This window comes from Pseudomonas sp. Leaf59 (assembly GCF_920984685.1).
Classification (GTDB): Bacteria; Pseudomonadota; Gammaproteobacteria; order Pseudomonadales; family Pseudomonadaceae; genus Aquipseudomonas.
In genome coordinates this window covers 357,786-370,345 of the sequence record NZ_CAKLBR010000002.1, presented here as the reverse complement: position 1 = coordinate 370,345, position 12,560 = coordinate 357,786, and the positions used below count along the sequence as shown (strand labels likewise).

Sequence of the window (12,560 nt, the reverse complement as noted above, 5' to 3'; positions counted from 1 at the left end):
TCAGATAACTCCCAGGAGCAACGCGGTGAGGGTCATCAACACCGACGCGGCAAACAGAAAAGGAATGGTGAAACGCTGGTGATCGGCCAACTCGATCTTGCACAGGCCCACCAGCAGGAAGGTCGCGGGGGTCAGCGGGCTGACCGGAAAACCGGTGGTGTGTACGCCGAGCAGCGAAGCCTGGGCCACCTGCAGCGGGTCGACGCCCAGGGCCTTGCCGACTTCGGCGATCACCGGCATCACGCCGAAGTAATAGGAATCGGGGTCAAACAGCATGCTCAGCGGCATGGAGATAAAACCCACCACCGCCGGGATCAGCTTGCCGTGGCCGGCCGGAATCTGTGCCACTGCCACTTCGGCAATCGCCTTGAGCATGCCGGTGCCTTGCATGATGCCGGTGAATACCCCGGCGGCGAGGAGGATACTGGCCATGGTCAGGGCGGTCCTGGCATGGGCGTCGATGCGGGCGCGCTGGGCATCGACGTTGGGGTAGTTGATGCACAGCGCCAATACCGTGCCGAGCATGAACATCACCACCGGATCGACCCAGCCGGCGATCATCACGACCATCACCGCGAGGGTCAGCATCAGGTTGACCCAGAACAGCCGGGGCCGGCGCAGCTTGATGTCGTCGTCGCTGAGCACCCGTTGCGGCACCGCATCCACCGTGGAGCCGGCGCCCAGGCCCAGGCGTTTTTCTTCACGCCGGCCCAGCCACCAGGCGCAGGCGAATACGAAAATCAGGCCGACGATCTGCACCGGGATCAGCGGCTGGAACAGGTCTGCCACCGGCACATGCAACGCCGCCGACGAGCGCAGCACCGGACCGGTCCAGGGCAGGAAGTTGACCCCGGCGGCCATGGCGCACACGCAGGCGAGGATGCGTTTGTCGATGCCCAGGCGGGTGTACAGCGGCAGCATCGCCGGCACCGTCACCAAAAAGGTCACGGCGCCGGAGCCATCCAGGTGCACCAGCAACGCCAGGGTCGCGGTGCCCACCACAATGCGCGTAGGACGCGTGCCGACCGTGCGCAGAATGCGGTCGATGATGGGGTCGAGCATGCCGGCATCGGTCATGATCCCGAAGAACAGAATCGCGAACACGAACATGCCCACCACGGGGGCGACGTTCTTGATACCGGTGATGATGAAGGCGCTGGTTTGCAGACCGAACCCGCCGAGCAGCGCGGCGATAATCGGCAACGCGATCAGGGCGACAAGGGGCGAGAGGCGTTTGCTCATGACGGCAGCGAGCAGGCACAGAATGGTGATGACACCCAGAGTGGCGAGCATGGGTTACTCCAGAGCGGCCTTGGTGGCCGGTTATTGTTTTCCCCGGAGTATCAAAAGCACGCCAGCCTTTGTAAATTGGAATATTCAGCCCTGTGTGTTCGGAAAAACAAAATGAAAAACTCAGTCCAGCATATCCAGGCCTTCCTCGCGGTGGCGCGCCTGGGCAGCTTCGTTAAAGCCGCCAACGAACTGAATCTGTCGCCCTCAGCCCTCACCGTGCAGGTGCAGCAACTGGAAGATTGGCTGGGCGTCGCCCTCCTCGACCGCAGCCCGCGCCATCTGAGCCTCACCGCCGCCGGCCGCGACGCCCGTGGCCCCATGGAAAAACTGCTGCTGGACCTGGATAACATCGTCACCGGCTCGCGCGATCTCGCCGCCCTGCGGCGCGGCGTGGTCACCCTCGCCGCCCTGCCCTCGGTGTGCGCCGACACCCTGCCGCCGGCCCTGCGCCTGTTTCGCGAGCGCTTTGCCGGGATCGAGGTGCGCCTGCATGACCTCGTGGCCCAGCGCATTCACGCCGAGGTCCGCGCCGGAGCAGTGGACTTCGGTATCGGCGTGCGCGCCAAACTCAGCCATGGCCTGGATTTCGTGCCGGTGTTCAATGACCGGTTGTGCGCATTCGTGCCGCAGGACCACAGCCTCAGTCGCCACCGCCGGGTGACGCTGGCGCAACTGGCCGAGCACCCGATCGTCCTCACCGGGCGCGACAGCAGCGTGCGCGAGCAAGTGGACAGGTTGTTCGATGAGACGCGCTTGACGATGAACGCGGGGATTGAGGCCAACTACATGTCGACGGTGCTGGCACTGGTGCGCCAGGGATTGGGGATCAGTATTCTGCCGGAGTCGGCGGCGGACAGCCTGGAGGGATTGCAGCGCGTTGATATCGATCATCCCGGCGTTAACCGGGAGATCGGGTTGATCAGCCGCACAGGGATCGCATTAAGCCCGGCGGCACAGCGCTGTTTCGAACTGCTGCATGAGCACTTACCTGAATAACGTTCGAACTGAATGAGGGAAGCAGCGCATCGATCAATCCAGCATCGCCACATGCCCGGGATGGTCGGCCACCCGCGCCAGCCACGCCTGCACGCCCGGATAGGCGTCCAGGTCAAACCCGCCCTCATGGGCCACGTGGGTGTAGGCATATAGCGCCACATCGGCAATCGAGAACTGCTCCCCCACCAGGTACGGCGTCAGCTGCAGTTGGCGTTCCATCACCTTGAGCGCCTTGTAGCCGCCTTTGTGCAACTTCTTGTATTCCTCCTGCCGCTCCTGGGGCAGCCCCAGGTAAAACTGGATGAACCGCGCCACCGCAATGTACGGCTCGTGGCTGTACTGCTCGAAGAATTGCCACTGCAGCACCTGGGTCCGCAGGCGCGGCTCGCTCGGCAGGAATTCGCTGCCATCGGCGAGGAAGTTGAGGATCGCGTTCGACTCCCACAGGCAGGTGCCGTCTTCGAGTTCCAGCACGGGGATCTTGCCGTTGGGGTTCTTCGCCAGGAACTCGGCGGTCTCGGTGTCGCCGTTGAGAATATCCACATCGATCCATTGATACGGGATGCCCAGCAGGTTGAGCATCAGCTTGACCTTGTAGCAGTTGCCCGACTTGTAATCGCCATAAACCTTGTACATGAAGCTCCCCTTATGCCGCTTGCGCGAGCTGTGCTTGACGGACCACCGCGGCCAGACGCTTGAGCCCTTCATCCAGGCGGGCCGGGTCGATATGGCTGAAGTTGAGGCGCAATGAACCCAGGTGCTGGTCCGGCTCGGAAAAGAACGGCTCTCCGGGCATGAATGCGACGTCCTGCTCCAGTGCTGGCGCCAATAAGGTGCGGGTGTCGAGCGGTTGTTTCAAGGTCAGCCAGAAGAATAATCCCCCCTGGGGCACTTGCCAGTCGGCGAGGTCACCGAAGTGGCGCGTCAATGCAGTCTGGAACGCGTCGCGACGCTCGCGGTAAAAGCTGCGCAGTTCGGCCAAGTGTTGCTGATACTGTTCGGTACCGATCCACTGCATCGCCTGCCATTGGCCGACCCGGTTGGTGTGCAGGTCGGCCGATTGCTTGAGCTTGAGCAGGTGCGGGAACAGGTCCGGGCTGGCGATCAGGTAGCCCACGCGCAGGCCCGGCAACAAGGTCTTGGACACAGTGCCGGTATAGATCCAGCTGGCCTTTTTCAGGCGACCGGCGATGGGCCTGGCACTGCCGCCATCGAAAGTCAGCTCGCGGTAGGGTTCGTCTTCGATCAGGGTCACACCGAACTCGTCGAGCAGCGCCGCGACGGCTTCGCGCCTGGCTTCGCTGTAGCGCACCGCAGAGGGGTTCTGAAACGTCGGGATCAGGTAGATGAACGCCGGGCGATGGCGTTCGAGGTTGGCGCGCAGGCTGGCCAGATCGGGGCCGTCAGCTTCCAGTTGCACGGTGAGGCAATCGGCGCCGAACAGTTGGAATATCTGCAAGGCGGCCAGGTAAGTCGGGCCTTCCAGCAGGATTTTAGTGCCTTTGTCGATATACAGCTTGGCCGCCAGGTCCAGGGTTTGCTGTGAGCCGCTGACCACCAGCACCTGGCTGGCCTGGCAGGGTACGCCCAGGGCGCGCGCCTGCGCGGCGAGCAGTTCACGCAGTTGCGGCTCGCCCTCGCTCATGCCGTATTGGCCGATGGTGGGCGGCATGTCATCCCAGTTCAGCGCCGGCAGCATGGTCTCGGCCGGCAGGCCACCGGCGAACGACATCACGTGCGGGCGTTGCGCCGCCGCGAGGATTTCACGGATCAGGGAGCTTTTTAAGCGCGAAACACGTTCAGAGAAGGCCATGAAAGTCACCGCTAGCGAAGGCTGTGGGAAATACGTCAAACTGCTTGACCGAAATTACGACGACTTGCGCGGATACGTCAAGATGATTGACCTTAAAAACTCGACCAGCCAGCAGCAGGCCATGGAAGCGTTCTTCTTCGGCTACCAGGCCTTTACCGCCAAAGCCGATGAAATGCTCGAGCGCCGTGGCCTGAGCCGGGTGCACCAACGCATCGTGTTTTTTATCGCGCGCTACCCGGCCTTGAGCGTGAAGGAACTGCTGGAACTGCTGGGGGTGAGCAAACAGGCGCTGAACATACCGCTGCGCCAATTGCAGGAGATGCACCTGGTGGACAGCGTGGCGTGCGACACCGACAAGCGTAAGCGCCTGCTGCAACTGACCGACGAGGGCCGGCGTTTCGAGCAGTCGCTGCGCCGTGAACAGGTGAAGCTGTTGCAGCGCGCATTCAGTGAGGCCGGCGAAGCAGCGGTGATGGGATGGCTGGCGGTCAATCAGGCCCTTGCCGGATAGCCTTGCACGTTCTCTGGTCAAGTTAATCGAAAACACTATTTGCTTTATTTGTATACAAAAGCATAATTCGCTTCGTGCGAGTTTCTGACTAGATGGTCAACAAACTCGCCACTCCCTCACAGCGCCGCAGCCCACTCAGGCGAGCAGCGCTGGACATAACAATAAAATGCTTGAGGAGTACTCGCTGTGGATAGCCGCAAACCCGAAGCTTCTACGCTCGACCTCGCCGCGCCACGCAGCGGCTTGCTCGAACGCCTGTTCAAACTGCGCGTGCATGGCACCACGGTGAAGACCGAATTGCTCGCCGGCCTTACCACCTTCATCACCATGGCCTACATCATCTTCGTCAACCCCAACATCATGGCGGACGCCGGCATCGATCACGGCGCGGCATTCGTCGCCACCTGCATCGCCGCCGCGCTGGGCTGCCTGCTGATGGGCCTGTACGCCAACTGGCCGGTGGGCCTGGCACCCGGCATGGGGCTCAATGCGTTCTTCACCTACACCGTGGTCGGCACGATGGGCTACAGCTGGGAAACCGCACTCGGCGCGGTATTCATCTCCGGTGTGCTGTTCATGATCCTCACCTTGTCGCGCATCCGTGAATGGCTGCTCAACAGCATTCCGGTGAGCCTGCGCCACGCGATGGGCGCCGGGGTTGGCCTGTTCCTTGGGGTCATCGGCCTGAAAACCGCCGGCATCATTGTCGACAGCCCGGCCACCCTGATCCGGCTCGGCTCGTTGCATGAGCCGGCGCCGCTGCTGGCGGCGGTGTGCTTTCTGCTGATTGCCATCCTGAGCTATCACCGGGTGTTCGGCGCGATTCTGATCAGCATCATCGCCGTGACCCTGGCCGGCTGGGGCCTGGGCCTGGTGCACTACAACGGCATTCTCGCCGCGCCGCCGAGCCTGGCGCCGACCTGGATGGCGATGGACGTGATGGGTGTGTTCAATGTAAGCATGATCAGCGTGGTATTTGCCTTTCTGTTTGTACACATGTTCGACACTGCCGGTACACTGATGGGCGTTGCGCAACGCGCAGGCCTGGTGAATGCCGACGGCAGGATCGACAACCTGTCCCGCGCCTTGAAGGCCGACAGCGCGTCCAGCGTGTTCGGCGCCATGGTCGGTGTGCCGCCGGTAACCAGCTATGTGGAAAGTGCCGCGGGCGTCGCGGCTGGCGGGCGCACCGGGCTGACGGCGGTGACCGTGGGCATCCTGTTCGTGGCGGCGATGTTTTTTGCGCCATTGGCGGGCATGATCCCGGCCTACGCCACCGCTGGCGCGCTGATCTATGTGGCGATGCTGATGATGGGCAGCATGGCCCATATCAATTGGGATGAGGCCACCGACAGCATTCCGGCGATCGTCACCGCGATCATGATGCCGCTGACGTTTTCGGTTGCCGACGGGATTGCCCTGGGTTTTATTACGTACGTGGCGCTCAAGGCCGGTACCGGCAAGTACCGTGAGATTTCCGTCAGCCTGTGGGTGCTGTGTGCGATCTTTATCGCCAAGTTTGTATGGTTATGAACACGTGCAGTTGCCAAACACTGGAGCAATGAAATGACGCTTGAAACCTGGCTGCTGTTCAGCGGCGCCGCACTGATCGTGATTCTGATTCCCGGCCCGCTGTCGCTGCTGATGATCAGCAACAGCCTCAACTACGGCCTGCGTCGCTCGTACCCGGCATTTCTCGGCGGGGTGTTTGCGTCAATCTGCCTGCTGAGCGCTTCGGCGCTGGGCCTGGGCGCGTTGCTGCTGGCTTCGGAGCACCTGTTCAACGCGCTGAAAATCGTCGGCGCGCTGTACCTGTTCTACCTCGCCTGGCAAAGCTGGCAGCAGTCGCGCCGGCCGGCCCAGGCAGCCAACGTGCCGCAGGCGCCAGGCGTGCCGCGCTTTCGTGCGCTGTTTGGGCGTGCCTTCGTGCTGGGCGCCAGCAACCCCAAGGACATCCTGTTCTTCGCCGCCTTCCTGCCGCAGTTTCTCGGCAGCCAGCAGCCGTTCCTGCCGCAACTGCTGATCATGATCGCGACCTGGACGGTGCTCGACCTGCTGTGCAAGCTCGCTTACGGCCTGAGCGCCCATGCTGCGGCGCGATACTTGCGCAGCGGCAATGGCCAGAGCTGGTTCAACCGGGTCAGCGCCGGGCTGTTCGGCGGCGCCGGCGCGGCGTCGCTGATCAATGCAGGGAATCCACTTTGACGAAATAGACGCTTGGAGGCGACAAGTCCTTGGTGGGCCACTGAATGCCAGCGAAAATTCGCCCCAGACGACCGCTTCGCATCGCGTTATCGACCGCTGCCATTAACAACGAAGCGTCGTGTTGCTTGATTGCCACGTTGATCCAGGCGTCCGTGAGTTTCTTCCCCACTGAAAGTTGCCCGGTCCCAATCCATCGATAGGTCAAGTAATACAGCTTGTCCGAATCGATATGCGTCGCGATTGATTCAAGGTTGCCCAATCCGGCCGTCGCGCCTTGACGTCGCACTGACAGGTCCAGCACGGAGAAACCCTGGGCTTCCAGCACGGCCCTGACCGCTGCATGTTGTGCAATAAACCGCTCATCCCCGACTGCAGTGGCCACGAATTTGAGTCTGGGGTTCAACGAGAAAGGCGGCGTGAAGTCAACACGGATGAAGCCGGGCGACATGCCCTCGAACCCGATATTCACATTGACACCGCTTCTTTTAGTCGGGCGCAGCATTCTCAGCAAATCGTCCGTTTGACCGGGCCTGGCGGGCGCCGCAGGCAACCAGCGGTCCAACGTCGCGCGAATATTGAGCAGGTGGCTGGCCGTGGCCGCGCTGTCAGGATTGCTCAACTCAATCATCCTTGCCGCTGCGAACGCCCGGCTTTGATGCGTCATGGTGGGGAAAGCCGCACCCACATAATCCGGCAAAGACCTGTCGAACAAGGGCGCGTGGACCAGCCAGCCGCCCGTTGCAATACGCGACACCGCCAGAGGCTGCTCATCAAGGGCTGTGCTTGTCCATCGCTCGATATCAGCCCTGGCCGATGAACCCGGTGTGTCGTCCTTGCGGATAAACACGATGTTATCAAGAGGGGCCTGATCGCCCTCCGAAAGCAACCTGAAGTAACTGCTGGAAGGATCGGCAGGCCCGACGTTTGCCGGGGCCATCCGGATGATTTTATGGCGAGCGCCTGAGGAACCCTGGGTGATCTGAAACACCTCCGGGTCCGACGAAATCAACTGCATGTCGCGCTGAAACGGAATGGACCACGCTGTCCAGTGATCAGTCGTCACATACGACTGCACAATGGCTGTGTGTGTGGCCACGCGCGTAGCCGAGGTGGGCGACTGCCAGTCCGGCGGCGGCTGCGCAGGCGCACGCCACGGGTTGAGTCGCCCTGAACTGCTGCCTGCCACCGGCTGTGGGGCGTCCGCGTCGAGCAGCCACTCTCCGGGCTGATGGATGCTCAGGATCAGTTCATCCTTCCCCGGTGCCTGCTGGTTTTTCAAGCGATAGAACGGTTCCTTGTCGCGCCGGTAAAGTGGGTAATGGGATGAGTCATCGGCCACAAACAGCTCGCCATTTTTTACGAACACGCCTTGCTCACTCAGGCCTTTCAACGCTACGGCGCCCTCAGGCACACCCTTGCGCTGGAAACGTTCCAGGGCATTGAGTCGGGTGACGGGCGACGGGGCGGATACAGCCTGCGCGGTCATACGCCAGCGTTTCAGTTGCCCCAGGGCAGACCTAAGCGCGGGCTGCAGCGTGCGCGGCTTTACAGCGCCGATTCGCCTGGGCCCTGGCAAAAAACTCAGCAGCAGGTCAGTCGCAATAAGTGCGGTCCTGAAACCCACATCAATGGCATCGTCGGAGTCGCCGAAGCGATGATAGTGACGCGCGGCAAGCAACAGTTCGTAAACATCGATGAACCACCCGATCACCGAGCTGGAGGAGGCGACCAGATTGCGTAGCGCCGCATTGCGCCGCTCGGCAATGCGCCGGATTCGATAGGACTGCAGCTCTGTTGCAGAGCGACTGACAGCCTGGGTCTGACGCTGCCGCGCAAGCAGGCTGGCACGATACAACAATGCCTGAGCGTTACTGTGGGAGGTGGCGACCAGGGCCAGCCAGTTCTGGGGATCACTGGCAATCTGCTCAAACGTCTGTTGTTCAATTTCCTCAGGCACAGCCGTAGGCTCAAGATGCCGGATGGCAAATGAGCGAATAAAGTCCTTGGACTGACGAACGCCGTTGACCATGGCAAACGTAACCCTATCGAACATGTTGAATTCCTGGGCACGCTCATCGGCTCTGATCGGGTGATGCGTGATGGCTTCAAATGCCCAACAAGGGGCGACCTGACGTGCCAGTGCCCTGGCGTTGTCAGGCAATGCGCCGAGGCAATTGAGTTCCGTATGGGCGTGCTGCAAGCAGCTGTAGAGCGTCAGAACCATGCCTTCAGGGGCATTTGGCCAGTACACCAGACAGCGCCCGGAGCGCTTGTCATGCATCGCCACAATCCCGGCGATGTAACGGTCATGTTGCATCGTGTGGCCCACCAGATGGACCACATACAATTGCAATTGATGCTGGTTTTTCAACAAGTCCTGCGACGTACGCGCCGCCATCGCGGTATTGAATAGGCATTGGTCATTCACCGACAGCCCCTCTTGAACCGACGAAAAAAGCTGCTGCGCAAAACACGCCTGCAACGCGCGATTCAATAGCGGGGGAATACGCCCTTCGCCGAGCTTGCCGTGAGCGTCCCCAGGCGGATAAAACACCCTGTTGAGCAATCGGTCATACTGCCCGGCGATATCCAATGCCGACACCGTACTTATCAGGTAAGTGGAATTAATCTGACGCTTCCATTCGGGCTGCAGAAAACGGGCGTACCTGAATCGCCAATCGGTCCAGGTCGCCAACGGGTCCAGGTTGTGCAGCGCCAACTGCATCAGACTGAAGGTGGTGCGCGCAGTGGTCGGGGTATATACGATCATCTGGCCGACGCGCGTACAAAACGACGGGCTCGAGCAATACCTCGCGGTGACGTCATCGGGCATATCGATAAAGGGCTGATAAATATCCAACGACGCAGCGATGCCATCCTGGCGCAAGCGGGTGGTCAAGGCGCGCTGGGCAAACGTGTCCAGGCCCGGCAAATGTTGTTCAACTCGTTGTTGATAGGCAAGCACGCCACTCAGGTAAACCCGTTGCAGGCGCCTGAAGCCTTTATGCTGTACAGGTGTCGCATTGGCCAGCCAGGCCGGCATTTTCTTCGCCTCGGCGGCGGCCTTGCGCAGCAATTCAAGCGTAGTCTGCGCCTGATTGAGGAGGCTATTGACGGGCATCTTCAGGTGATCTTGCAGCTCAACCATCAACAACTCACGGCTGACCGCGGCGTCCGTCACTTCGCTGAAAATACGCGTGATGTCTTCGTCGCTTTTATGCAGGCGATCATAGCTGCCCAGCAGTTTCTTCAGAGAGAGGAACGCGGGCTTCCCCTCGATGGGTACCAGCCGCAGCGCCAGTGTTTCCCGCGCCGCATGGCCGCGCAAATCCTTGCGTTTATTCCGCTCGACATAGCGCCATAACACCGAGTCGTCACGACTGTTCAGGCTGGCCTTGAGGCTGTGGATCAATGCGTCGAGGCCGGCAAACGCTTTCACCGCGCCACTGCGGCCGAACGCACATAGCGTGACCGGCAGTTGGCGAGCGGGCCTCCTCAGCGCTGACGCTGTGGTGACCACCCAAAGGTTATGGATCGCATAGAACGCATCCGGCTCAATGCCCACTGCAATCGACAACACCTGGGTTTCGCTGCCCTCGCGCTTGCTCGCCAAGGGTTGCTCCACCACTTCGATCACCAGGTCCCGGTGCGCAGTGCTCAACAGCTTGAGGCGATGTTGCAGCTCAACCTCGCAGCGCAGCGCCTCGGTTTGGGCCTGCATGAAGAGCGACGCACGCCTCAACGATTGCTTGCCGGCGGGACGTTCAGTCCAGAAGCTCACTTTCAGTAACCTTTGCTGCGCCCCCAGCAGCAAGTCAGTCAGCGCCTGGTGATGGGCGTTGAGCTGGCTCATCAGCGACAACACTTCCTTATAAGCTGCTGTCTCAACACTTGGGTCATCCCGCTGCAGCAGCGCCACCAGGCCCATTTCGTAACGCGTGAGCTGTTGCTCTGCGGTGTGAAGCGCCAAGTTCGAACCGGCACTGGCGAAGGCTATTTCTGCGCCCCTTCGCTGCTGGTCCCACTTGAGCAGCGGCTCACGAAGATCACCAAGCCTGGCGCTGCCCACCAACTGTTTGCGGGCACGCTCGACATAAGTGAGAAAAGGCACGGCGCTCAACCGCCGCGCAGGCGTTTGGGTAGAAAACACGTACGCATGATTGATCTGCACAGCACAGGCCAGTTCGTTGCTCCACTGCCCGTCCAGCAGCGACTCGGCACTCCACGTCAAGGCGTCGCCCAACAGCTCAATACCGCCAACAAAACCGCATGTGCGGGACAGGTTATCGGGCGCGCACAATTCATTGCGACGACCCAGCGGCAAGCACTGCCAGAGGTTGTCGAACACGGCTTCCCCCAACGCCAGCAAGCCACGTTGCAAACTGTCAAGGGACGAATACTCATGGAAGTTGCGCGTCACACCCGGCAGGTAAATCACATGGAGCACAGGACTGGCGTCGCCTTCAACAAAGATATGCAAGGCGCCGGGAAGTGCTGCCGACTCATTGCCCGGCCACATCAACTGGCCCACCTTTACACGCGCCCATGCTGCGCCGGCGTGCTGGCGTGCCTCGGCGGTGGGGGCGTCGATCAGGGCCTGAACCATGGCCATTCCCGCACTCGACAGCTCATCCAGTTGTCGTGCCATAAAGGCTCGATCAGCGAAGAGTGCCCTTTGCAATTGAACCCAGTGCTCGCGCCGGGTCAGCCAGGAACCGTCTGCAAGGCCAAGCCAATAGTCAGTTGCAGCCCGATCCAGCCGTTCGAAAAGCCTCATCGCGATAACCCGGCGCAACACGTCCAGCGGTGTGTAGGGCAACCGACGGTTCGGCTCCCCCTTGACACTCAGGACAATGAAGCGATTAACGTTGGCCTCAACGGCAGGCCGAACCAACAGCAACAGCGCTTTATCGGTCAGGCTCTCGACGGTACAGCTGGACGTGGATGGCGGGAGTTCGGTGAACAACAGGCTGTCGGGGTCGATATCGAACTCTTCGCGCAGCTCGGCGCGAATGACCTGCAGCACTCTGGGCGAACGCCATGTCAGGCGTGTCAGCGCCCGCGTCGACTCGGCGCTGCGCCGGTCGGCAAGGCCGATCTGGTTGATCAGGCGGCTGGGGTGGGTAGCGGCGTTGATCCGCAGTGTCAGTTGGTCGCGAATGGTTTGGGACGAGGTCATGGTTTTTCCATCTCTAAATGAGGAAAAGCCTAGGCATCGCGGGTGCTCTCAAGGCACTGCATAATTGAGCGTAAAAAAGCCCGCAGTGTGGGCGGGCAAAAAACCAACGAAGGACTTTGTGGTGTGAAGCGAGGTAACGCTCAGCTACCGCGATAGGTGGAGTAGCTGTAAGGCGAGATCAACAATGGCACATGGTAGTGCTCCTGTTCGGCACTGATGCCAAAACGCAGCACCACCACATCCAGAAAAGCCGGCTCGGGCAACGGCACACCCCGTGCGCGGTAGTAATCGCCGGCACTGAACTGCAATTGGTACACACCGCTGCGGTAGTCTTCGCCCTGCAGCAGCGGCGCGTCGCAACGGCCGTCGCTGTTGGTCATGGCGGTGTACACCAGTTCCAATTGGGCACCCTCGACGCGGTACAGCTCTATCTGGATATGGCTGCCGGGGCAGCCGTGTGCGGCGTCCAAAACGTGCGTGGTCAAACGTCCCATGGCGTTACGCGCCTCCCGAGGTCAGTAGAAGAAGAGGCCGCACTTTTTCAGGGCAGCAAAAAGTCGGCA

The 12,560-nt window shown here is 61.0% G+C and carries 9 protein-coding genes; 4 read left to right on the top strand and 5 right to left on the bottom strand.

All coding sequences use genetic code 11. The features are described 5' to 3' along the window. Nucleotides 1-1,293 carry a CitMHS family transporter gene (locus LUB09_RS03330; RefSeq protein ID WP_209983346.1) on the bottom strand — a complete coding sequence of 431 codons (1,293 nt, stop codon included), beginning with the start codon at nucleotides 1,291-1,293 and terminating at the stop codon, nucleotides 1-3. Nucleotides 1,294-1,404: 111 nt separating this feature from the next. On the opposite strand from LUB09_RS03330, the gene LUB09_RS03325 reads away from it, so the two are divergent. Beyond that, nucleotides 1,405-2,289, top strand: a complete 885-nt coding sequence (locus LUB09_RS03325) for a LysR family transcriptional regulator (protein WP_231421614.1) — start codon at nucleotides 1,405-1,407, stop codon at nucleotides 2,287-2,289. 33 nt (nucleotides 2,290-2,322) lie between these two features. Here the strand turns inward: LUB09_RS03325 and LUB09_RS03320 are convergent, their stop codons facing one another. Continuing rightward, on the bottom strand, nucleotides 2,323-2,925 hold the full coding sequence (locus LUB09_RS03320; protein ID WP_231421613.1) for a glutathione S-transferase family protein: 603 nt from the start codon (nucleotides 2,923-2,925) through the stop codon (nucleotides 2,323-2,325). A 10-nt stretch (nucleotides 2,926-2,935) separates the two neighbouring features. Then, nucleotides 2,936-4,102 (bottom strand): aminotransferase-like domain-containing protein, encoded by a 1,167-nt coding sequence (locus LUB09_RS03315; protein WP_231421612.1) that lies wholly within the window; start codon nucleotides 4,100-4,102, stop codon nucleotides 2,936-2,938. Between the two features lie 82 nt (nucleotides 4,103-4,184). Between LUB09_RS03315 and LUB09_RS03310 the strand changes: the two genes are divergently transcribed. The 3 genes from LUB09_RS03310 to LUB09_RS03300 all read left to right on the top strand — a co-directional run bounded on the left by LUB09_RS03310 (nucleotide 4,185) and on the right by LUB09_RS03300 (nucleotide 6,818). Beyond that, complete coding sequence (locus LUB09_RS03310; RefSeq protein WP_209983355.1) at nucleotides 4,185-4,613, top strand: MarR family winged helix-turn-helix transcriptional regulator; 429 nt, start codon at nucleotides 4,185-4,187, stop codon at nucleotides 4,611-4,613. A gap of 186 nt (nucleotides 4,614-4,799) precedes the next feature. Next, a complete protein-coding gene (locus tag LUB09_RS03305) occupies nucleotides 4,800-6,146 on the top strand; it encodes an NCS2 family permease (RefSeq protein ID WP_231421611.1) in 1,347 nt (448 codons plus the stop codon). 33 nt (nucleotides 6,147-6,179) lie between these two features. Beyond that, nucleotides 6,180-6,818, top strand: a complete 639-nt coding sequence (locus tag LUB09_RS03300; RefSeq protein ID WP_231421610.1) for a LysE family translocator — start codon at nucleotides 6,180-6,182, stop codon at nucleotides 6,816-6,818. Here the strand turns inward: LUB09_RS03300 and LUB09_RS03295 are convergent. Together LUB09_RS03295 and uraH are read right to left on the bottom strand one after the other, a co-directional pair. Beyond that, nucleotides 6,796-11,997, bottom strand: coding sequence for a dermonecrotic toxin domain-containing protein (locus LUB09_RS03295; RefSeq protein ID WP_231421608.1), 5,202 nt, complete (start codon nucleotides 11,995-11,997; stop codon nucleotides 6,796-6,798). The genes LUB09_RS03300 and LUB09_RS03295 overlap by 23 nt on opposite strands. 140 nt (nucleotides 11,998-12,137) lie before the next feature. Further along, nucleotides 12,138-12,491 carry a hydroxyisourate hydrolase gene (gene uraH / locus LUB09_RS03290; protein WP_209983362.1) on the bottom strand — a complete coding sequence of 118 codons (354 nt, stop codon included), beginning with the start codon at nucleotides 12,489-12,491 and terminating at the stop codon, nucleotides 12,138-12,140. Nucleotides 12,492-12,560 lie beyond the last annotated feature (69 nt).